Source organism: Oceanibaculum nanhaiense (assembly GCF_002148795.1).
GTDB classification, from domain to species: Bacteria; Pseudomonadota; Alphaproteobacteria; order Oceanibaculales; family Oceanibaculaceae; genus Oceanibaculum; species Oceanibaculum nanhaiense.
Genome location: NZ_MPOB01000013.1, coordinates 39,353 through 60,779 on the forward strand (window position 1 = coordinate 39,353; position 21,427 = coordinate 60,779).

At 62.4% G+C, this 21,427-nt stretch carries 17 protein-coding genes; 5 read left to right on the forward strand and 12 right to left on the reverse strand.

The features are described 5' to 3' along the window. From BKM74_RS16900 to BKM74_RS16940, 9 genes are all read right to left on the reverse strand, one after another. Complete coding sequence (locus BKM74_RS16900; protein ID WP_086466888.1) at positions 1–945, reverse strand: alpha-E domain-containing protein; 945 nt, start codon at positions 943–945, stop codon at positions 1–3. Then, on the reverse strand, positions 942–2,396 hold the full coding sequence (locus tag BKM74_RS16905; RefSeq protein WP_086466911.1) for a circularly permuted type 2 ATP-grasp protein: 1,455 nt from the start codon (positions 2,394–2,396) through the stop codon (positions 942–944). Before BKM74_RS16905 ends, BKM74_RS16900 begins: the two co-directional genes overlap by 4 nt. Positions 2,397–2,706: 310 nt before the next feature. After that, positions 2,707–3,870, reverse strand: a complete 1,164-nt coding sequence (locus BKM74_RS16910; protein WP_086466889.1) for a flagellar motor protein MotB — start codon at positions 3,868–3,870, stop codon at positions 2,707–2,709. A 44-nt stretch (positions 3,871–3,914) separates the two neighbouring features. Then, positions 3,915–4,775 (reverse strand): flagellar motor stator protein MotA, encoded by an 861-nt coding sequence (motA, locus tag BKM74_RS16915; RefSeq protein WP_086466890.1) that lies wholly within the window; start codon positions 4,773–4,775, stop codon positions 3,915–3,917. Between the two features lie 208 nt (positions 4,776–4,983). Next, positions 4,984–6,207 carry a threonine ammonia-lyase gene (locus BKM74_RS16920; RefSeq protein ID WP_086466891.1) on the reverse strand — a complete coding sequence of 408 codons (1,224 nt, stop codon included), beginning with the start codon at positions 6,205–6,207 and terminating at the stop codon, positions 4,984–4,986. Between the two features lie 47 nt (positions 6,208–6,254). Further along, complete coding sequence (locus tag BKM74_RS16925; protein WP_086466892.1) at positions 6,255–8,630, reverse strand: penicillin acylase family protein; 2,376 nt, start codon at positions 8,628–8,630, stop codon at positions 6,255–6,257. A gap of 70 nt (positions 8,631–8,700) precedes the next feature. After that, entirely contained in the window at positions 8,701–10,221 is a 1,521-nt protein-coding gene (locus tag BKM74_RS16930) for a malonate--CoA ligase (RefSeq protein WP_176342592.1), read from the reverse strand. A gap of 139 nt (positions 10,222–10,360) precedes the next feature. Next, complete coding sequence (locus tag BKM74_RS16935; RefSeq protein WP_086466894.1) at positions 10,361–12,508, reverse strand: TRAP transporter permease; 2,148 nt, start codon at positions 12,506–12,508, stop codon at positions 10,361–10,363. A gap of 159 nt (positions 12,509–12,667) precedes the next feature. Further along, positions 12,668–13,666, reverse strand: coding sequence for a TAXI family TRAP transporter solute-binding subunit (locus BKM74_RS16940; protein ID WP_086466895.1), 999 nt, complete (start codon positions 13,664–13,666; stop codon positions 12,668–12,670). Between the two features lie 298 nt (positions 13,667–13,964). On the opposite strand from BKM74_RS16940, the gene BKM74_RS16945 reads away from it, so the two are divergent. Together BKM74_RS16945 and BKM74_RS16950 are read left to right on the forward strand one after the other, a co-directional pair. Next, on the forward strand, positions 13,965–14,903 hold the full coding sequence (locus tag BKM74_RS16945) for an alpha/beta fold hydrolase (protein WP_086466896.1): 939 nt from the start codon (positions 13,965–13,967) through the stop codon (positions 14,901–14,903). Positions 14,904–14,934: 31 nt separating this feature from the next. After that, entirely contained in the window at positions 14,935–15,927 is a 993-nt protein-coding gene (locus BKM74_RS16950) for a YheT family hydrolase (protein ID WP_245825982.1), read from the forward strand. Here the strand turns inward: BKM74_RS16950 and hemB are convergent. The 3 genes from hemB to BKM74_RS19150 form a co-directional block, all read right to left on the reverse strand. Continuing rightward, positions 15,917–16,882 carry a porphobilinogen synthase gene (hemB, locus tag BKM74_RS16955; RefSeq protein ID WP_086466897.1) on the reverse strand — a complete coding sequence of 322 codons (966 nt, stop codon included), beginning with the start codon at positions 16,880–16,882 and terminating at the stop codon, positions 15,917–15,919. The two genes, BKM74_RS16950 and hemB, sit on opposite strands and share 11 nt — an antisense overlap. Positions 16,883–17,133: 251 nt before the next feature. Beyond that, entirely contained in the window at positions 17,134–17,643 is a 510-nt protein-coding gene (locus BKM74_RS16960) for a PAS domain-containing protein (protein ID WP_086466898.1), read from the reverse strand. Positions 17,644–17,879: 236 nt separating this feature from the next. Further along, a complete protein-coding gene (locus BKM74_RS19150) occupies positions 17,880–18,395 on the reverse strand; it encodes a helix-turn-helix domain-containing protein (protein WP_322096703.1) in 516 nt (171 codons plus the stop codon). Between BKM74_RS19150 and BKM74_RS16970 the strand changes: the two genes are divergently transcribed. The 3 genes from BKM74_RS16970 to BKM74_RS16980 all read left to right on the forward strand — a co-directional run bounded on the left by BKM74_RS16970 (position 18,298) and on the right by BKM74_RS16980 (position 21,422). Next, positions 18,298–19,059, forward strand: a complete 762-nt coding sequence (locus BKM74_RS16970; protein WP_086466900.1) for a S24 family peptidase — start codon at positions 18,298–18,300, stop codon at positions 19,057–19,059. The two genes, BKM74_RS19150 and BKM74_RS16970, sit on opposite strands and share 98 nt — an antisense overlap. A 100-nt stretch (positions 19,060–19,159) precedes the next feature. Further along, complete coding sequence (locus tag BKM74_RS16975; RefSeq protein ID WP_086466901.1) at positions 19,160–20,311, forward strand: isobutyryl-CoA dehydrogenase; 1,152 nt, start codon at positions 19,160–19,162, stop codon at positions 20,309–20,311. Positions 20,312–20,327: 16 nt separating this feature from the next. Further along, the gene (locus BKM74_RS16980; protein WP_086466902.1) at positions 20,328–21,422 is read left to right on the forward strand and encodes an enoyl-CoA hydratase/isomerase family protein; all 1,095 of its coding nucleotides are present in this window, start codon (positions 20,328–20,330) and stop codon (positions 21,420–21,422) included. The last annotated feature ends 5 nt before the right edge of the window (positions 21,423–21,427 follow it).

The following is a 21,427-nucleotide window of genomic DNA, read 5'->3' on the forward strand; positions in this document are numbered from 1 at the left end:
CTATACGAAAAATTCGCGCTGAATATCGCCAGCGATATCCGTGGCCTGGTGTTGAATCCAGTCCGCGAACTCGTGCAGCCCTTCCTTGATGACGCTGTCGATTTTCTGTTCGTCCAGCGCCGCCCGAACCTCGTCCAGCCGTTCCAGCGCCGCCGCTCCGCCGCGCAGACCATAGCGGCTGCGCATCCGGTGCAGCAAATCATCCACCATATGAAAGCACATGGTGACCGACCGAGGGAAGCTGCTGTCGAACAGCAGGAAGTCGGCCACCAGAGTCGGGCTGAATCCGCGCGAATGAGCCCGGCGGAACGCGTGGTAGCCGGCGACGCAGCGCAGCAGCGCGTTCCATTGGCTGGTGTCGATGGCCGCCCCCAAAGCCTGATTGGAGGGCGCCAGCAGATGGTATTTGATGTCCAGGATACGGGAAGTCTGGTCGGCGCGTTCCAGATATTTCCCAAGCAGGTAGAAATACCAGCTGGCATCCCGGTAGAAAGTGCCCTCGGTGATGCCGAAATGGGTCTGGCAGGTTTCCTTGATCTGCGCGCAGGTCTGTGACACGCCAGCCATGGCGATGTCGGCCGGGGTCATCGAATTAAGATTGTTGTAGAACACGTTGATATGCGTCCACATCTCGGTGCTGATCAACGGCCGAAGGGTTCGCGCATTCTCCCGCGCGGCACGGACCGAAGACAGGATCGAGCTGGGGTTGTTCCGGTCCAGCAGATAGAAATCCAGCACAGCCTTGGCCGTTGCCTGGGTGTGGCGTTCGTAGAAGCGGGCATCGTCGGAATAGATCGAGACCACGGAACTCCAGTTCACGCTGCCGCTGCGATCGCGTGTGAAGGTCTCATGCACATCGAGGATGCGGGCCAGGTTTTCCGCCCGCTCCACATAGCGGGCCATCCAGAACACAGATTCGGCGTAGCGTGACAGCAGGACACTCATGATTCCAGCACCCAGGTGTCCTTTGAGCCGCCGCCCTGCGAGGAATTCACGACAAGCGACCCGCGCTTCATGGCGACCCGGCTGAGGCCGCCGGGCAGCACCCAGGTCTTGCTGCCGGTCACGGCAAACGGCCTGAGATCGACATGACGCGGTTCCAGCGCCTGCTCGATGAGGGTCGGGCAGACCGACAGCTTCACCATCGGCTGGCTGATGAAATTAGCGGGATCATCCAGCAGTTTCGCACGGATATCCGCCAGTTCCTCAAGGGTTGCACGTGGACCGATGATCACGCCGTAACCGCCCGATTCGCCGACCGGCTTCACAACCAGCTTGGACAGATTCTCCAGCGTATAGCGCAGCCCCTCCGGTTCCCGGCAGATATGGGTCTCGACATTGTTCAGGATGGGGTCTTCGTCGAGATAATATTTGATGATGCGCGGCATGTAGGCATAGACGGCCTTGTCATCGGCGACGCCGGTGCCGACCGCGTTCGCCAGGCCGACATTGCCGGCGCGGTAGGCGCGCATCAGCCCCGGCACACCCAGTATGCTGTCCGGACGAAACACCTCGGGGTCGAGGAAATCATCGTCGATTCGCCGGTAGATGGTATGCACCGGCTGCAGGCCGGAAATGGTGCGCATATAGACCCGGTCATTCTCGACAATCAGGTCGCGGCCTTCGACCAGCGGCACGCCCATTTCGCGGGCCAGGAAGATGTGCTCGAAATAGGCCGAATTATAGGTGCCGGGAGAGAGCAGGACGACCGACGGGTCCTGGATGTCAGCCGGCGCGATGTCGGCGCAGGCTTCCAGCAGCATCTGGCCGTAATTGCCGACCGGACGGATGCCCACACCGCTCATCAGGTCGGCGAAGGTGCGCTGCATCATGTGGCGGTTCTCCACCACATAGGACACGCCGGAAGGGCAGCGGCCATTATCCTCCAGCACCAGAAACTCACCGGCCTCGTCGCGTACCAGATCGACGCCGCAGACATGGACATAGGTGTCGTGCGCGACCTTCACGCCGACCATCTGCTGACGGAAATTCTTGTTGCCGAAGATCAGTTCGGCCGGAACGACCCCGTCCTTCAGGATTTTCTGGTCGCCATAGATATCCTTCAGGAACAGGTTGAGCGCCGTGACCCGCTGGACGACGCCACGCTCCAGATGGTCCCAGTCGGCTGCCGACAGCACCCGCGGAATCACGTCGAAGGGCAGGATGCGGTCGATTGCGTCACTTTCGGAATAGACGGTGAAGGTGATGCCAAGGTTGAATAGCTCACGTTCGGCGGCGCGCGCGCGGCGCACCAGCTCTTCCGTGCTCATGCCCTGAAGCCGCTCGATCAGGCCGGCATTATGTTCCGCTGGCCGGTTGGACGTACCGAAAAGCTCGCAATAATAACCTGATGCGTCGTAGTCGGAGAGCAGGGGCTGCGGTTCCGTTCCGTCCATCATTACCTTCATTATTCTGCGGGCATTATTCTGCGGGCATCATTTTCCGGGCTGGACCGGATCGCTTTCATGTCGTCCCTGCCGCGAGCAGGATTTCCGGTTATTGAATCATATTTGAAAGGGTTGGCTGAAACCGCCCGACAATCAAGCGCTTTCGGCCAAGCGCTTTCGGCCAAGCGCTTTCGGCCAAGCGCTTTCGGCCAAGCGCTTTCGGCCAAGCGCTTTCGGCCAAGCGCTTTCGGCCAAGCGCTTTCGGCCAAGCGCTTTCGGCCAAGCGCTTTCGCCCAACCACTTTTCCGGTGCGGACTTATTAGCGCGGCGCAGGCGCCAGGGCCTGCTGCGGCCGTGCAGATGTCTCGGCGGCGGTATTGCCGGTGCGCTCGCGATAAACCTGATCGCGCAACAATACGATGCTGATGCGGCGGTTTTGTGCCGAACGCGGGTCTTCGGGAACGAAGGGATCCTTATCGGCTTTGCCGACGACCCAGCCGATGCGGTCTTCCGGCAAACCGGCAGCGACGAGGGCGCGCCGGCTGGCGTTGGCACGGTCGGCCGACAGCTCCCAGTTCGTATAGCCATTGCTGGCGCGGTAGGGCAGGGCGTCGGTATGGCCGGTGATGGTGATCTTGTTCGGCAGCCGGCCGATGACCTGGCTGACCTTGTCCATCAGCTGCTGGGTGTAATCGTACATGTTGCTGCCGCCCAGCGGGAACATCGCGCGCTCTTCCTGATCGACAATCTGGATGCGCAACCCGTCCGGTGTCTGCTCGACCACGATGTTCTCGTTCAGGCCGGACAGCGAGGGATCGGACTCGATGGCGGTGCGCAGCTGTTCCTCGGCGATCTCGAACTGCTGGCGCTCACGCTGGGCCATGGCCTCGGCAAGCTGTTGCTCGTTAAGCTGCGCCTGTCGGGTCTTGCCACTCCCGGATTCCGATTCCGGGCCCTGGCCGACATTCGGCTCCTGGCCCTGGCCACGGTTGGTCAAATCGCCATCGGCATCCTGATTGCTGTTACCGCGGCCTTTTTCCGGGCCGGAGCCAATCTCGGAATAGCGGCTGCCGCTCTCCAGCTCCTGGCTACCGAACTTGGATTCGATATGATCGGGATCGTCGGAATCGGGTTCGTTCGCCTCGGTCCGCTCAGCCTGTGGCCGGGTCTGCGCCGGGGTGGAAATCATCGGCGGTGAAGAGGCCGATTTCAGCGCGCCGGGCACGGTGACGGAGGTGCCGCCAAGCACGCCGCCAGAGCCGGATCGGCTGGAGCGCGAAATGGCGCTTGGATCGAAATAGTTGGAGATGCCCATCTTCTGCTCCTCCGTGGTTGCGTTCAGCAGCCACAGGAGCAGAAAGAACGCCATCATCGCGGTCACGAAGTCGGCATAGGCAACCTTCCAGGCGCCGCCATGATGGCCGCCATGGCCACCCTTCTTGACCTTCTTGATGATAACTTCTGGATGGTTGTCGCCAGCCATTCCGGTTCTGCTTTCCTATCGTTCCATTATGTCTGTTCGGTGCGTCAGACGGGCGGTAGGGCGGCGACCGCCTCTTCGACCTCATAGAAGGTCGGGCGGACATGGCTCCACAGCGCCTTGCGCGCGAATTCCACCGAGACTGCCGGGGCATAGCCCGACAGATGCGCTAGCAGACCAGCCTTGATGACTGCCAGATACTTGGCATCCGCCTCGTTGGTGTTCTTGATAGCGCCAGCCAGCGGTCCGACGAACCCATAGCATAGCAGAATGCCGAGGAAGGTGCCGACCAGCGCCGCGCCGATAAGGCCACCCAGCACTTCCGGCGGTTCGGTGATCGACGCCATGGTCTTGATGATGCCCAGCACGGCGGCCACGATTCCCAGTGCGGGCAGGCCGTCCGCCATGGTCTGCACCGCGCCGCCGACGGTTTCGGCTTCGTGATGGTGGGTTTCCAGCTCCTCGTCGATCAGGGATTCCATCTCGTGCGGATTATCTGTGCCTAGCGTCATCATGCGCAGATAGTCGCACAGGAATTCCATCGCATGGTGATCGGCGGCGAATTTCGGGAAGGACTGAAAGAGGGAGCTTTCCTCCGGGCGCTCGACATGACTTTCGATCGCCAGCATGCCCTTGGTCTTGGCGAGCTTGAAGATGGCGTAGAGCAGGCTGAGAAGCTCCAGATAGTCGTCCTTCTTGTATTTCGGGCCCTTGAAGGCGATGCCGAAGGCCTTGCCGGTCTTGCCCAGAATATGCTTCGGGTTGGCGACGACATAGGCGCAGCAGGCGCTGCCGAAAATGAGCGTGAACTCGAAGGGCTGCCAGAGCAGGCTCATCTTGCCGCCCATGGCCATATAGCTGCCGAAGCAGCAGATCAGCACGCCAATCCAGCCTAGAATGATGAACATGCCGTTCGTTCCTCTGTCTTAACGCCGACCCGGCCGTCTTCTCGAAAGACGATCCTGACGCGCCATGCGGGCCTTCTGAATAAGGAGTCTTCGTTAATATTTCTTTTAGCACAAGAAACGACAGACGTCTTTTGTTCACAAACAGGCGACTGGCGGCACTTGATCGCAGGGGATTCTAGCAAGCGCCGTGCCATATTCGCCATGTGTTCTATTCTTCCGGCGTTGCCCCGCCCAGAAGCCGCGTCGGATATCCCGCCTGATTCAGCCGTTCCACGATTTCGCGCACATGATCGGGGGTGCGCGTCTCTATGACCGCATCCAGCTCCGCCAGCTTCACCGGTACGTTGTAGAACAGGCGCTGGTGATAGATTTCCACGATATTGCCGCCGCAATCGCCGATCAGCCCGGCAATTTTTGCCAGCACACCGGGGCTGTCGCTGATTTCGCTGCGGATACGCACCAGCTTGCCGTCGCGCGCCAGCCCGCGCAGCAGCACGGATGACAGCATCCGCGTGTCGATATTGCCGCCGCAGATCACGACACCGGTACGGCGGCCGCGAAACCGTTCCGGATATGCCAGCAGCGCCGCGATGCCGGCCGCGCCCGCACCCTCGGCGACGATCTTCTGGATTTCGGTCAGATGCTGGACGGCGCGCTCAATGGCGCTTTCGTCAACCAGCAGAATATCGTCCACCTTCTGCCGGATGATCTCCAGCGGCAACACGCCGGGCGTTTTCACGGCGATACCCTCGGCCAGGGTCTGGCCGCCCGATGTCGGCTCCTGGCCATGCAGCGCCTGGTACATCGAGGGATACAGTGCGACCTCGACGCCGATAACCTCGATATCGGGTTTCAGCGTCTTGGCGGCGGTCGCGATACCGGCGATCAGCCCGCCGCCGCCAATCGGAACAACGAGGACCTCCAGCGCCGGATCGTCGGCCAGCATTTCCAGCGCCAGCGTGCCCTGGCCGGCAATGATGTCCGGATCGTCATAAGGATGCACAAAGGTGAGGTTTTCTGCCTCCGCCAGTTGCCGCGCGAAGGTCGCGGACTCGCTCAGCGTTTCGCCCTTGAGGACGACGCGCGCGCCATAGCGGCGGGTACGCTCGACCTTCATGAAAGGCGTGTGTTCCGGCATTACGATGGTCGCGGGAATACCCAGTTCGCGGGCGACATAGGCGACGCCCTGGGCATGATTGCCGGCCGACATGGCGATCACGCCATTGGCGGTGGCCGAAGCGGGCAGGCGGCTCATCCGCACATAGGCGCCGCGCGACTTGAAGGAACCGGCGCGTTGCAGATTCTCCAGCTTCAGATGCAGGTCGAGCCCAAGCTCCTCGCTCAGACCGACAGCCGGCACCAGCGGGGTGCGGACAAGCTTGCCGGCGAGTAGGGCGGCGGCTTCTTCGATATCGTGCAGCGTGACGGTCATGCCTGGCCTGAAAGGATCATCGGAAAGAAGCGCGTAGCATAGTCCGATCAGGGGGCGGGTGTCAGGCGCAGTTCCCGCATGCCGGTCGCCTGCGGTGGGGTGATGCGCAGATAACGCCCCTTGCTCCAGTCTTCGGCCAGATCGTCATAATGCGGCGAGAACGGATTTGCGGATTGCCCCGGCGCCTGGATGAACAGCGAGCCATCGAGGTCGGCGAGGTCGAACACCGCCCGCAACCCCGCCCCATGCACATGGCGGTAAGGCGCTTCATCGTTGCTGAGGATGCTGGTGCCGCGATTGACTGTGCTGTTGCTGCCGTCGGTTTCCACCACCACGTCCAGCAGCGGGCCGAGCAGCGGGATGCGGCCCAGCACCATGCCGGAGAAGCGCGCACGGTGAACATCTCCCCAGCGCCATGCCGTCATGTCGGCGCCATGATCCGCCGACAGTTCCGCCACCGCATCGTCCAGTGCCGCGCGCGCGATGTCGGTGCAGCTTTCCTGCCGGTCCGCCGTCGAAATATCGTCGCACCAGCCACCGTCGCCGCGCAGTATGCCCGCAAGCTGATGATTTTTCAGGAAAGGCACTTCCTGCCCGGTCGGGGCGAAGTCGTCCGCCAGTAACCGCCGGGGCAGGTGACGCAGCCAGCCATGATAGAGCAGCGGTTCCGGGCGGTCGCGGTCCATCAGCCCGTCCCAGCCAGACAGCAGGCGCCTGGCCGGCCCGTCCGGCACCATCGGCAGGATCACCTCCAGCAGTTCCGGCGCGGCGAGATCGAGCGCGTCATGCTGCAGCGCCGTCATCGCTGGCGTACTGGGCTTGTCCTGCGCATTGAGCTGTCCTGCGATGCGGCGGGCGCGGTGAGGCGTGTCGAAGTCACGCCCCAGAAAATGCGGATAGTCCGGTCCGGCGACGGCGTTGTTGGCATTCAGCACACGGCCGGAGGGCGGGTTGAAATGCTGCGGCAATGCCTCGAACGGCAGGAAGCCGGTCCAGTCATTTTCTCCGGTCCAGCCAGGGACAGGCAGGAAACCGTCGCCGGACAGGCGGATTGGCACCTTGCCGGCGGTCACCATGCCGATGGAGCCCTCGATATCGGCAAAAGTGATATTCTGCTGCGGTGCATGGAAATCGCGCAGCGCTTCGTGGAAATCCGCCGCGCTTTGCGCCCGGTTCATGCGAAACAGCGCCTCCGCCGAGCGGTCCTCGGGGGCGAGCAGGGTCGCCGACAGGGAAAGTGCGAATTCCTCCGGCTTCCCATAGGTGGCCAGCGCCTGCCGGCTGCCGCCATGCGTGTCGGAGATAATCGGACCATGACGGCTGGCGCGGATGGTCACGGTTACGTCCTCGCCGCCACGTACCGCAATGACCTCCTCGCGTGTCTCGAACGGAAGGCTGCCCTCGGGCGACAGGTAGCGGGTCGGGTCGGCAGGATCGATCTTCTCGATGAAGATGTCCGAGGTGTCGCCATGGGTGGTGGTGAAGCCCCAGGCGACACGGCCATTATGGCCGATCAGCAGCATCGGCACGCCCGGTACGGTCGCACCCGCCTGTAACAGGCCGGGGACTACGATCCGCGCCAGATACCAGAGAGACGGGTTGCTCAGCCCGAGATGCGGATCATTGGCCAGCAGCGGCTTGCCGCTGGCGGTATGGCGGCCATCCAGCGCCCAGATATTGGAGGCAAGCCGGGGCGTCAGGGCAGGGGGCAATGCTGCCAGCGCGCGCGCCGCAAGCTCAGGCGGCAGCGGCGCCATCGCCGCCGGCACGCGCCGCGCATCGGGATCGGCGTGCCAGAACTGATCGATCTGTTGCGGCGTGAAATGCGGGGCGAGCTGGGCGCGTTTCAGTTCGGCATGCCAGTTGCCGGTCAGCTGCATCGCCATCAGCTTGCCCCAGACCAGGCTGTCGGCGGGCCGCCAGGGTTCCGGCTTGTGGCGCAACAGCACGAATTCCGGCGGCAGTGCGCCGCCGTGCGTCTCCAGCCAGGCATTCACCCCCTCGGCATATGATTCCAGCGCCAGGCGCAGGCCGGGCGAGGCCTGCTCCACCCCACGCTCCGCCAGGCGATACACACCCAGCGTACGCATCAGTCGGTCATACTCCAGCGTGGCCGATCCGGTCAGCTCCGACAGCCGCCCGGCGCCCAGCCGCCGCATCTGTTCCATCTGCCACAGCCGGTCCTGGGCATGGACGTAGCCGAGCGCCCGGTAGGCATCGGCCTCGCTGGCGGCGCGAATGGTGGGGATGCCATGTTCATCGCGGATCACCGAGACATCGGCGGCAAGGCCGGGCAGGGGGGCCGTGCCCTCGGTCTGCGGCAATGAGGTGCGCAGCCAGAGCAGACCGCCGGCACTGGCAAGGACCAGTAGCAGGAGCAGTACGCCAGCCGCTATTCCGATTCGTTTCAGCCAGCGCCGCATACCTGTCGCTCCCTTTTCCGCATACCCGGAAGATATGGGAGGAAAATCTGAAACGTCAGGGGGTTAACGGCTATTTCGCGAACAGCGCCTTGTACTGGTCGCGCAGCAGGTTCTTCTGCACCTTGCCCATGCTGTTGCGCGGCAATTCGGCGACGACAAACATCTGCTTCGGCACCTTGTAGCCGGCGAGGCGCGCTTTCAGGTCGACGATGACGGCCTCGGGTGCTGGCGGGGTCTGTCCGGCGCGGGCGGTTGCCACGGCCACCACGGCCTCGCCGAAATCCGGGTGCGGCACGCCGATGACAGCTGATTCCTCGACACCCGGCATCTGGTCGATCTCTTCCTCGACCTCCTTCGGATAGACGTTGAAGCCGCCGGAGATGATGAGATCCTTGGCGCGCCCGGAAATCCAGACATAGCCGCGCTCATCCACACGGCCGACATCGCCGGTGATGAAGAAGCCGTCTTCGCGGATTTCCGCCTTGGTCTTTTCCGGCATGCGCCAATAGCCCTTGAACACATTCGGGCCGCGCACTTCGATCACGCCGGTCTCGCCGACCGGCAGCGCCGTGCCATTCTCGTCGGCGATGCGAACCTCGACATCGGGCAGGGCCATGCCGCAGCTGCCGGCCAGCCGATCGCCCTCATAGGGGTTGGAGGTCAGCATGCCGGTCTCGGTCATGCCATAGCGCTCCAGGATGGCCTGGCCGGTGCGCTCGCGGAACTGGTTGAAAGTGTCGGCCAGCAGCGGCGCGGAGCCGGCGACGAACAGTCGCATATGCTTGGTCAGGTCGCGGGTGAAGCCGGCATGCGCCAGCAACCGGACATAGAAGGTCGGGACGCCCATCATCACGGTGGCGCGCGGCATCAAGGCCACGATCTCGTCGGCATCGAACTTGGGCAGGAAGATCATCGAACTGCCGTTCAACAGGATGCAGTTGGTGGCGACGAACAGCCCGTGGGTATGAAAGATCGGCAGCGCGTGCAGCAGCACGTCGCCCGGCTGGAAATGCCAGACCTTGTGCAGCGTCAGTGCATTGGAGGCAAGGTTCCAGTGCGTCAGCATGGCGCCCTTGGAGCGGCCGGTGGTGCCGGAGGTGTAAAGGATGGCGGCCAGGTCGTCGCGGTCGCGCGCCACGGTGGCGAAATCGGGGGACAGCCCCTTCGCCTGCTCGATCAGCGTGCCGTCCTGTGCGCCGCCCAGCGTCAGTACATGCGGCGTGCCGGCCTTCTGCGCACAGGCGCCAACCCAATCCTCGGTGCCGGGACGGCAGACCGCGATGCGGGGTTCGGCGTCGGTCAGGAAATACTCGATCTCGGCCTGCCGGTAGGCGGTGTTCAGCGGCAGATAGGCGGCGCCGACGCGCAGGCAGGCGAGATAGAGGAAGATGGCCTCCGGCGACTTATCCACCTGCACGGCGATGCGGTCGCCGGGCGTCACGCCCAGTGCAACCAGCAGGTTGGCGATCCGGCCGCTCCAGCTCTCCAGATCCGCGTAGCTGTAGCGCTTGCCGTCGCCGGTCTCGATGAACAGTTCCGCGCGGTCGGCGGGAAAACGGCTTTCGAACAGCTCGTAGAGATTATCGCTCATGGCGGCATCCACCCGGTGGGATCGTTTATTGCTAGCGATGGTCTATAGCGAAAAGAAGAGGGGCGGCACAAGCGAAGCCTTGGCTCCGTCCATGCCGCCCCTTCGGGTCAGTATCCGGTTCTCCGGTCAGGCTTCCCGATCAGGCTTCAACATCAGCCTTGAGCGGCGCCTTTTCCGCCGGGTTGCGCATCTTCTGCCAGAAGAACAGCGCGATGCCCATGATGATGCCGATGATGTCGGTTATGAAACCACCCGAAATCAGCATCAGTGCCGCGACAAACAACACGACACGCAGCAGCATCGGCAGACGGCCATGGAACCAGTTCTGCACCGCGCCGGACAGCATGTAGACGCCGAAGCAGGCCGTGACCGCATTGCGCAGGATCACGTGCCATTCGCCTTCCATCAGCAGCCCGTGGCTGTAGAAGAACATGTACGGCACGATGAAGGCTGCCAGGCCAAGCTTGAAGGCGGTGACCGAGGTCTTCATCGGGTCCGCGCCGGCAATGGCACCGCCGGCATAGGCCGCCAGCGCCACGGGCGGCGTGATGGCCGACATGACGGCGTAGTAGAACACGAAGAAATGCGCCACCAGCGGCGGAATGCCGAGCTGGATGAGGCCCGGCGCCACCACCGAGGCCGCCACCGCGTAGGCGGCCGTGGTCGGCATGCCCATGCCCAGCACGATGGAGATCACCATGGCAAAGAACAGTGCTGCAAGCTGGCTCTTGTCAGCGATGTCGAGCAGGACCGATGAGAAGCGCAGCCCGACGCCGGTCAGGCCGATGACGCCGACGATGATGCCGGCGCAGGCACACACCGCGATGAGCTGGATCGACATCTTCGTCGTCGCCTCCAGCGCCAGCAGAACGCCGCGCGGTCCCATCTTGCTTGGACTGAGCCAGCTGACGACCAGCGCGCTCATCAGACCCAGCGTGCCGGCGCGGATGACCGAATAGCCCATATAGAGCGCGCCGATCAGGATGAGGATTGGCAGGAACAGATAGATCTGCTTCAGCAGCTTGGAGAGGACCGGCAGTTCATCCTGGCGCAGGCCGCGCATGCCCATCTTGGCGGCTTCGAAATCCACCATGAAGAAGATCGACAGGAAATACAGGCAGGCCGGGATCAGCGCGGCGACAATCAACTCGGTATAGGGGATGCCGGTGATCTCCGCCATGATGAAGGCGCCGGCGCCCATCACCGGCGGCATGATCTGGCCGCCAGTGGACGCCGCTGCCTCAATAGCGCCTGCCGATTGCGGGCGGTAGCCCACCTTCTTCATCAGCGGAATGGTCAGCGAGCCGGTCGCCACGACGTTGCCGGCCGAGGTGCCGTTGATCATCCCCATCAGGCCGCTGGCGAACACCGCCACCTTGGCGGGGCCACCCCGTGCGCGGCCGGCGAGAGCGAAGGCAAAGTTCACGAAATAATCGCCGACCTTGGAGACCTGAAGGAACGCGCCAAAGGCGATGAACAGGATGATGTAGGTGGAGGAAACCGCCGTCGTCGGGCCGAGGATACCGCTATCCGTGTAAATGTAGCTGAAGAAGCGGTCCATCTTGTACCCGTCATGGTTCAAGATGCCCGGCAGATAGGGGCCGGCGAAAGTGTAGAGGATGAAGATGCCGGCAATCACCAGAAGTGCCAGGCCGGCCACCCGGCGCGTCAGTTCCAGGATCAGCAGGACGCCAGCCAGCGCAAAGAGGAAATCGCCCTGGGTCGGCATGACGCCGGCGCGGAACTGTAGCGCGGCCAGGTTGAACAACAGATAGCCGGCGACCGACAGGCTGTTGACGGCCAGAATCCAGTCATACCAGGAGATGCGGTGGTCGCGGGGCTTGAACAGCCAGCCGGCGCCGATGGCGACAAGGCTCGACATCACCAGCGGCCAGCCGGAGGTGCCGAACACCCAGGCGGCAGGCATCGCATCGCCAGCGACGAAGGCATAGACGATGCAGAAGAAGGTATAGCCGCCGAGGCCGAGGGCGATCAGGAACGGCACATATTCGATGGGTTGGATCCAGGTGGCATCGCCATCGAGTCCATCCGTCGTCCAGGCCGCGACCATCAGGTAGCCGATGGCCAGGCCGCCGGCGACATGCATGATGCGGAAGCTCCACGTCTCGATGGGAAAGACGTTCAGCACCATCAGATGGAAGGTCGCATAACCGATACACAGCACGGTCAGCAGAAGCTTCTGCCAGCCTTTCAGCTGCCGTTCGTTGCTGGGGGGCGGCTCGTCCGCGACTTGCACGGATACGCCCGAATCCTTTTGGTCCTGCATCTTCCCCGTACTCTTTTTTGTTGTATCGAACCTGGTCGGTTGCCGCACCTGCATCGCGCCCGAACGGCAATCGGTATCACAGGCCTTCTATAAAATAACGGCTCCCCCTCGGATTGGCGAGGAGGAGCCGTATCATACGCCTATATGCAGGCTAGGACGTTAGCCTTTGTACTCCGGCGGCAGCAGCTTCTTGTCCACCGGCAGGTTCTTTTCCTTGTAGTAGCGGATCGCACCCGGGTGGAACCACATGAAGCTGTTGTTCACGTAGTTCTTCGGCAGGGTGTCCTTCGCCGACTTGTGGATCTGCATCATGCGGTCATTGTTGTCGAGAACGACCTTCATGACCTCATAGACCAGGCTTTCCGGCATATCCTTGTTGGCAATGCCGAAATTCCACATGGCTACCGTGTGCTGCTCTTCCGTCTGGCTCTTGTAGGTATTGGCCGGAATGGTGAAGGCCGACACCGACGGGAAGGCTTCCAGGATTTTCTTCTGCTCATCCTTGGTGAAGGCGAACAGGCTGACCGGAACCTGCGCCTCGATCTGCGCGAAAGCCGCGATCGGCAGGCCGGCGCCGAAGGCGAAGCCGTCGATCAGGCCGTCCTGCACCTGGCCGGAAAGATCGTTCGCGCCGCCGAACTGCGGCTTCACATTGACGCCCAGTTCCTTGAACCACAACGGGAAGTAAGTGCCCGGCGTACCGCCACGCGGGCCGACGCCGACGGTCTTGCCGTCAAGGTCCTTGATGCCCTTGATGCCGGACTTTTCCAGCGCGACGATCTGGAACGGGGTCATGTACATCGGGAAGGTGGCGCGGACGTTCTTCATCTCCACGCCCGGCGCGATCGGGCTCTTGCCGATCCAGCCATCATAGCCTGGCCCCATTGTGGCCATGGAGAACTGCACATCGCCCGACTGCACCAGCGCCATGTTCTGCACCGGGCCGCCGGTCACCTCGGAACTGGTGTTAACGCCCAGCATCTCCTGGACCAGGTTCGCCCAGCCGGCGCCATAGACGAAGTAGGTGCCGCCCTGCGAGGCGGTGCCGACCTTGATCGAGCTGGGCCAGCCGGTTTTGTCCTGTGCGTCGGCCGCTGCCGGTACAAACAGCGCAGCCGCGACGGCAATAGTACTAATACGCAATAGATTGAGCTTCATTGGGGCCTCCCTAAAGCCAACTTTGGATATCCGATGTGCGCCTTGCCACATGTATTGCGGTTCTGTCATGGCGCTTGGCACACCATCGGCACGCATCATTTAGTTAAACGAGTTATGGAATTCTGCAACTGCTTTTGCCTGATGCGGGGGAAGGAACTGCGGCAATTCGATTGCGAAACCGGCTGTCCGGACAGCATCGCGGATGCGATCCAGCTGCGATATGGTATTGATATAAAAACATCATTAGAGTGGCTTTGCCGGTCCGGTCAGTGCATTGCGTTACTTAAAGGAGAAATCCATGAAACCCAGCCAGGGAAGCTTCGCAAGCACGGCGACGGGGGAAACCGTCTGGCTTGGTTTTACGGAATGGGGGGAGAGGCGCGCCGATCGGGTCGCCATCTGCGCCCATGGCCTGACGCGGCAGGGGCGGGATTTCGACCAGCTCGCCCAGGCGCTGCTCGCCGACTACCGGGTGATCTGTCCGGATGTGGCGGGGCGCGGTCGGAGCGGCTGGCTGTCGCACAAGGAAGATTACCATTACGGCACCTATCTGAAGCACGCGAAGGATTTGCTGACCTATCGCGGGCTTGGTGCTGTCGATTGGGTTGGCACCTCGATGGGCGGGCTGATCGGCATGCTGCTGGCGGCCGAGGATGACTCGCCAATCCGCCGGCTGGTGCTTAACGATGTTGGCCCGTTCATTCCGAAGCAGGCGCTGGAGCGGATCGGCCAGTATGTTGGCGAGGAACTGGTGTTCCCGAACCTGCAGGCGGTAGATGAGCATTTCCGCAAGATCTACGCCAGCTATGGCGACCTCAGCGATGCGGAGTGGAGCGCCATGGTGCTGCACAGCGTCGAGCGCCAGCCCAACCACACCTATACGCTGCATCTCGATCCGGCCATCGGCGATGCCTTCCGCAAGACCCCGCTGCAGGACATCGATATGTGGAGCATCTGGGACAAGATCGAATGCCCGGTGCTGGTCCTGCGCGGCGAGAAATCGGATGTGCTGCTGCGCGAGACGGCACAGGAGATGACGCGCCGCGGCCCCAAGGCGGAACTGATCGAGATTCCGGATTGCGGGCATGCCCCCTCGCTGATGATCGAGGATCAGATCGCCATTGTCCGCGACTGGCTGCATTCCTGGGTCGAGCGCGACAAGGCGGAAATAGAGGAGGCGCGTGCCCGCGCGGAAGCCGAAGCCGCGGCTGCATCTGAGGGAGGGCAGGGCAGTTAGCCCGCCGCTTGGCGGCACAGCGGGCGACGGCATGGCGGGGTTTCCGCCCTTCCGCCCCCGGCCACCCTGGTGGGGCGGCGATCTGCAGACCCTGCGCAACATGCTGGTCGGGCGCCATCCGAACCTGAGTCCCTATCCGGCGCTCGATATACGCCTGCCGATGCGCGACGGTAGCGGCGACGTGTTGGCCGCGGCTCTGCATGCGCCAGTACCGGCATCGCAGGTGCCGGCATCGCGGCCGCTGGCTGTACTCATCCACGGGCTGACCGGTTGCCAGGACAGCCTGTACATGTTGCGCAGCGCCGCTGCCTTCCTGGCGGCAGGCTACCCGGTGCTGCGGCTCAGCCTGCGTGGCGCCGGCCCGTCGCGGCCGCTGTGCCGGTTCCAGTACCATGCCGGGCGCAGCGACGATCTTCGCGATGCGCTGCTCGGTCTGCCTGCGGAACTCACGGCGAATGGCCTGATGCTCGTCGGCTATTCGCTGGGCGGCAACATGCTGCTGAAGTTCCTCGCCGACTATGGAAGGGATTTTCCTGTTCTGGCGGCGGGATCGGTATCGGCGCCCATCGACCTGGCCGAATCGTCGCGCCGTTTCCTGGACCACCGGAACTGGCTCTATCACCGCTGGCTGCTGGCGCGGATGAAGGAAGAAACGCTGGCAGGCCCGGCGGATGCCCTGACAGCGGAGGAACGCAGACGCGTTATGCAAGCGGCGACAGTGCTCGAATTCGACGACATGCATGTCGCACCGCGCAACGGCTTCGCTGGGGCCGCCGATTATTATGCAAAATGCAGTGCGCTAGGTTTCCTGCCCGCGATAGAGGTGCCGGCGCTGCTGATCCATGCCGAGGACGATCCCTGGATTCCATCGAACGCTTATAACAGGGCACTGCGCGCCGGGAATGACCGGCTGACCTGCCTGCTGGCGCCGGGCGGCGGCCATGTCGGATTCCATGACGGCACGCCGGTCGCCTGGCATGACCGGTGTCTCTTGCAGTTTTTCGAGGAAAACCTCAGCGGTTGAGCAGCTTTGCCGCCTCGACCGCAAAATAGGTCAGTACACCGTCAGCGCCGGCCCGCTTGAAAGCCATCAGGCTTTCCAGCACCACGCGGTCATTGTCGAGCCAGCCATTTTCGATGGCGCCCTTCAGCATCGCGTATTCGCCGCTGACCTGATAGGCGAAGGTCGGCACGCCGAAGCTGTGTTTCACCCGATGCACGATATCGAGATAGGGCATGCCCGGCTTCACCATCACCATGTCCGCACCCTCGGCGATATCGAGGGCGACCTCGCGGATCGCCTCGTCGGTGTTGGCGGAGTCCATCTGGTAGGTCGATTTGCTGGCCTTGCCCAGCGTCTTGGCGGAGCCGACGGCATCGCGGAACGGGCCATAGAAGGCCGAGGCGTATTTCGCCGCATAGGCCATGATCTGGATGTCCTGGTGGCCGGCGCCGTCAAGGGCACGGCGGATCGCGCCGATGCGGCCATCCATCATGTCCGATGGCGCGATGATGTCGCAGCCAGCCTCAACCTGAACCAGCGCCTGGGCGCAGAGGATTTCCACCGTCTCGTCATTCAGGATGCGGTCGTCCTGCAGCACGCCGTCATGGCCGTGGTCGGTGAAGGGGTCGAGCGCCACATCGCACAGCACGCCGATATCGGGCACCGCATCCTTGATCGCCTTGATGGCGCGGCAGACCAGATTGTCGGGATTGCTTGATTCGCTGCCGGTCAGGTTCTTCAGGGAAGCGTCGATCTGCGGAAACAGCGCAATGGCCGGTATGCCGAGTGCCGCGGCCTCCCGCGCTGCCATTGCCAGGCGATCCACGGAGTGGCGCATGACGCCCGGCATCGAGGCAACAGGCTCGCTGACGTTGCGCCCTTCCGTCACGAAGACCGGCCAGATCAGGTCGTCAACGGTGAGGGTATTCTCTCGCACCATGCGCCGCGACCAGTCGCTGCGCCGGTTGCGGCGCATCCGGACCTGTGGGAAGGCGGGAGCCCCCACGGGTGCGAGTGCTGCGGGCGCCAATGATGCCGGGGCCGCCGACCCGCCTTTATGCTTTGAAACGGGATTGTCGCCACGTGCGAAAAGTTCGTTCATTGGCTGATTCCAGGCTGACCATGCTGTGCAATGGCACGACTATAGCCATCGCGGGCAGGCGCGCGCAAGAAAGCCCTGATCGTTGTAGCCACGGCGGACCGGCTATGAGCCCCCCTAGGAGGCCCCTAAGAGGAGAGTGGAATTTCGATCGTTTCGCAGGGCTGCGGCATCTCTCGCCCCTGATTGCCGGCCCCGAAATGCGAGACCGTGGCCCCCAGGATAATGGAAGCGTTCTCGCCAGCATCCGACAATGGCAGCAACAGCCGCTCGCCGCGCAAATGGGGGTGCGTCGCCGCATGTATGGCGCCGCGAACATACACGATGGACGGCCCCTCGATGGCGCGGCGGTACTTCGGGATGATCTTCTCGGACTGCGTGTCCGTCAGTGTTTCGTCCAGATAAGTGCCAACGAGGTTACGATGGTGGAATATGTTCATTTCTTCGCCGGCCAGGCGATAACGGAACCGCCCGCTTTCGGCGATATAATCGCACATCCAAACGAACGGCAGGACCGTCCAGATTGCAACCGGATCGATATCCCGCCGGTTAGGAATCAGTGCCCCTTTACGAACCCTGAACCAATGGTCGTAGAGCGACTGCAACCTGGGATCGATGTCATTGGATAAGATACCCATCAATCGCGCCAAACGTGCCGTTTTGATTTGTTGTTGTTCTAATAGTAGAATTTTTACGAATGTTAGTTAACTTAAAGTTACCTGTCTAGAAAATATTTTAACGCAAGGCAATGAATGTCGAGTGTGACGAAAAATTTTCATATCTAAGCTAAATCCTCTTTAGATAGATTGAATAAAGCATCTGGATTTATTCAAGATACGTTTTGAGGTGCCATTCGGTAACGAACGGGAATATTCTAGGGAGAGTTTCGCTGGCGGCGGATACGCGATCCATCGGCAGTCCAGCGGTCGGGCCAAAGTTCGTGGAGCGGAACATTGATGAAATGGCTGATGACGATCTCGGCTTTCGCATATTTGGTCAGCAATGCTTTGCGGCAGGCTGATTCGCTTAGGCCATTGGTGAGCGCAAGTGCCGTTAACGTCATTCCTTTTTTTCTTACGGCAGCGGTGATGTCTGCCGGGTGCCAACCTGTTCGTGGCATTTTAGGGACCTTTTTTAATACATTTGGAGTGATAAGCACCCATATGGAGCAAGGGAAGTAAACATACGTGCAGGATAATTCTAACGTCAATTCTGAATGGAGAAGTGTACGGCAAAAACTGCATAAAAAATTATGCCTTAACCGCAAATGGTAACAAGCTAAAGAAGAGGCAATGAGCTTCGATCCAATGGATGACGCAGAAAGCCCATCGTTACGACCATTGACAAAGGATGGTCGAAGCAGGACCGAAGGGTTCTCCGAACGGGTCATGATGCTGGCACAGAATGTTGGCGGCATCATGGAATTGGCCAAACGGGCAGACCTGTCGCACCAGGTTGTCCGAAAGTATGTGCGCGGGGTTTCCGATCCTTCGCGCCAGCGGCTTGTCGCCCTGGCACGCGCCGGGGAGGTGCGTCTGGAGTGGCTTGCGACAGGCGAGGGCGGAATGCGTGCGGATGAGCACGGCCGAGATGGAGAAAAGCCGCAGGGCCCGGCCCAGGGCGATCTGGTGCCGGTCCCACTGATCGGAACCAGCCATCTCGACACCGGTTGCACAGTGCACCCGTCTGGACAACCGCCCGACGGGGAGCCGGCGCTGATCTATCTCGACATGAAGCATATGCCTGATCTGCCGGGGTTGCAGGCGTCGCAGCTTGCGATCCATGTCATGCGCGGCGACAGCATGGAGCCGACGATTCCGGCGAACACCCCCGTGCTGATCGACCGCAGCGAAGATGGTGCGCGGCCCGCCGATGACGTGTTCGTCTTCTGCCTGGAGGGGCGGGTGCTGATGAAGCGCCTGCAATGGCTGCCGGGGCGCAGGCTGCGCGTGCGCAGCGATAACCCGACCTATGAGGGGTACGACATCGATCTCAGTGTCGATCAGCCTTTTCTGCTGATCGGCCGGGTGCTCTACGCGTTGCGCCTGGTTTGAGTCGCTCGCCTCGTGCTGCGCACCCGCCGACCTGGCAGCCGATTGACAGGCGGGCGCGGCTTCGTATGATCCGGCGAAAAGCCGCCGGGGGGCGTCCGACATGAATTTTCTGCTCGATGACGACCAGCGTCTCATTCAGGAGACGGCGCGGCAGTTTGCGTCGGAACGCATGGCGCCGTCCGCGGCGGCATGGGACGAGCAGGAAATCTTCCCGGTCGAATGCCTGCGCGAGGCCGCTTCCCTTGGCTTCGCCGGCATCTATTGCGGCGAGGCCCATGGCGGCAGCGCGCTTGGCCGGCTCGACGCGGCGCTGATCTTCGAGGAACTGGCCTCGGGCTGCGTCTCCACCGCTGCTTACATCTCGATCCACAATATGGCGTCCTGGATGATCGATTGTTTCGGCAATGACGATCAGCGCGCCCGCTTCCTGCCGAAGCTCATGACGATGGAGCATTTCGCCAGCTATTGCCTGACCGAGCCAGGGGCGGGGTCGGATGCAGCATCGCTGAAGACCAGGGCGGTGCGGGATGGCGACCATTATGTGCTGAACGGCTCCAAGGCCTTCATTTCCGGCGGCGGCGACAGCGACATCTATGTCGTCATGGTCCGCACCGGCGAAGCGGGACCGAAGGGGATTTCCTGCCTGGTGGTCGAGAAGGGCACGCCTGGCCTGTCCTTCGGTCAGAAGGAACGCAAGATGGGCTGGAACAGCCAGCCGACCCGCGCCGTCATCTTCGAGGATTGCCTTGTGCCGGTCGCCAACCGACTGGGCGCAGAGGGCGACGGCTTCAAGATCGCAATGAAGGGCCTGGATGGCGGACGCATCAATATCGCTGCCTGTTCGCTTGGCGGCGCCCGCACGGCCATGCTGGCAGCGCGCGACCATATGCAGGTGCGCACCCAGTTCGGCCGCATGCTGGGCGAATTCCAGGCGCTGCAGTTCAAGCTGGCCGACATGGCGACAGAGCTGGACGCCGCGCGCCTCATGGTGCATCGCGCCGCTTGCTCGCTGGACCGCAGCGACCCGGATGCCACGCTGCAGGCGGCGATGGCCAAGCGCTTCGCCACCGATGCCGGATTTGCCGTCTGCAATGAGGCGCTGCAGATCCATGGCGGCTATGGCTATCTGCGGGATTATCCGGTCGAGCGGATCCTGCGCGACCTGCGGGTGCATCAGATTCTCGAAGGCACCAACGAAATCATGCGGGTGATCATTTCCCGCCAGCTTCTGACCAGCAATCAACAGCCTTGAACATTCAGGAAGAAACATGACGCAACCGTCAGACAATCAGCAGCAGGACATTTCCTTCACGGTCGAGGGGGGCGTTGGCATCGTCTCGCTGAATCGCCCAAAGGCGCTGAACGCGCTGACCCTGGAGATGATCCGGGAACTGGACCCACAGCTCGCGGCGTGGGAATCCGACCCGTCGGTGAAGGCGGTGCTGATCCGGGGCGAGGGCGGCAAGGCGTTCTGCGCCGGCGGCGATGTGCGCGCGGTATGGAAGTCGATCATGGAGGAGAATGGCGGCAAGCCCAGCGGGCTGTCGCGCGATTTCTTCATCAATGAATACCGGCTGAACCGTCGCATCCATCATTTCAGCAAACCCTATATCGCGCTGCTGGACGGCATCACCATGGGCGGCGGCGTCGGCCTGTCGCGCCATGGCGCGTTCCGCATCGTCACTGAGACCAGCATGATCGCCATGCCGGAGACCGCCATCGGCCTGTTCCCCGATGTCGGCGGCAGCTGGTTCCTGAACCAATGTCCGGGCTGGACCGGCTATTACCTGGCGCTGACCGGCGCACGGCTGGATGCGGCGGACGCGATCTATACCGAAATGGCCACGCATTTCGTACCGCAGGCGAAGCTGCCCGATCTGCAGGCGGCGCTGTGCGCAGCCGACTGGTCGGCGGGAACCGCTGAGGCGGTGGTCCGCAAGATCGTGCAGTCTTTCGCTGATGCTGCAGGGCAGCCGAAACTGGCGGCCAACCGCTCGGCCATTGACACATGCTTCCAGAAGAACAGCGTGCCGGCGATCCTGGCCGCGCTGGAGGCGCAGGGCGGCGCCTTCGCGCGGGAGGCGCTGGAAACCCTTGCCCATCGCTCGCCGACCTCGATGTGTGTCACCCTGGAACAGTTACGCCGGGGCCGTGGGTTGCCGATCGAGCAGGTGCTCGCAATGGAGTACCGCATGACCCAGGCCTGCATGCGCGGCCATGATTTCTTCGAGGGCATCCGCGCCGTGCTGGTGGACAAGGACCATGCCCCGAAATGGCAACCGGCCCGGATTCAGGACGTTACGCAGGAGCTGGTCGAAGGACATTTCGCGGCACCGGAGGGCGGCGAGCTGAGCTTTGCTTGAAGCAG

What these genes read in the sequence shown, in the direction of transcription:
- BKM74_RS16900 (WP_086466888.1), bottom strand. Translation starts at nt 945, where the DNA reads ATGAGTGTCCTGCTGTCACGCTACGCCGAATCTGTGTTCTGGATGGCC.
- BKM74_RS16905 (WP_086466911.1), bottom strand. Translation starts at nt 2,396, where the DNA reads ATGGACGGAACGGAACCGCAGCCCCTGCTCTCCGACTACGACGCATCA.
- BKM74_RS16910 (WP_086466889.1), bottom strand. Translation starts at nt 3,870, where the DNA reads ATGGCTGGCGACAACCATCCAGAAGTTATCATCAAGAAGGTCAAGAAG.
- motA (WP_086466890.1), bottom strand. Translation starts at nt 4,775, where the DNA reads ATGTTCATCATTCTAGGCTGGATTGGCGTGCTGATCTGCTGCTTCGGC.
- BKM74_RS16920 (WP_086466891.1), bottom strand. Translation starts at nt 6,207, where the DNA reads ATGACCGTCACGCTGCACGATATCGAAGAAGCCGCCGCCCTACTCGCC.
- BKM74_RS16925 (WP_086466892.1), bottom strand. Translation starts at nt 8,630, where the DNA reads ATGCGGCGCTGGCTGAAACGAATCGGAATAGCGGCTGGCGTACTGCTC.
- BKM74_RS16930 (WP_176342592.1), bottom strand. Translation starts at nt 10,221, where the DNA reads ATGAGCGATAATCTCTACGAGCTGTTCGAAAGCCGTTTTCCCGCCGAC.
- BKM74_RS16935 (WP_086466894.1), bottom strand. Translation starts at nt 12,508, where the DNA reads ATGCAGGACCAAAAGGATTCGGGCGTATCCGTGCAAGTCGCGGACGAG.
- BKM74_RS16940 (WP_086466895.1), bottom strand. Translation starts at nt 13,666, where the DNA reads ATGAAGCTCAATCTATTGCGTATTAGTACTATTGCCGTCGCGGCTGCG.
- BKM74_RS16945 (WP_086466896.1), top strand. Translation starts at nt 13,965, where the DNA reads ATGAAACCCAGCCAGGGAAGCTTCGCAAGCACGGCGACGGGGGAAACC.
- BKM74_RS16950 (WP_245825982.1), top strand. Translation starts at nt 14,935, where the DNA reads ATGGCGGGGTTTCCGCCCTTCCGCCCCCGGCCACCCTGGTGGGGCGGC.
- hemB (WP_086466897.1), bottom strand. Translation starts at nt 16,882, where the DNA reads ATGCGCCGCAACCGGCGCAGCGACTGGTCGCGGCGCATGGTGCGAGAG.
- BKM74_RS16960 (WP_086466898.1), bottom strand. Translation starts at nt 17,643, where the DNA reads ATGGGTATCTTATCCAATGACATCGATCCCAGGTTGCAGTCGCTCTAC.
- BKM74_RS16970 (WP_086466900.1), top strand. Translation starts at nt 18,298, where the DNA reads ATGAGCTTCGATCCAATGGATGACGCAGAAAGCCCATCGTTACGACCA.
- BKM74_RS19150 (WP_322096703.1), bottom strand. Translation starts at nt 18,395, where the DNA reads ATGACCCGTTCGGAGAACCCTTCGGTCCTGCTTCGACCATCCTTTGTC.
- BKM74_RS16975 (WP_086466901.1), top strand. Translation starts at nt 19,160, where the DNA reads ATGAATTTTCTGCTCGATGACGACCAGCGTCTCATTCAGGAGACGGCG.
- BKM74_RS16980 (WP_086466902.1), top strand. Translation starts at nt 20,328, where the DNA reads ATGACGCAACCGTCAGACAATCAGCAGCAGGACATTTCCTTCACGGTC.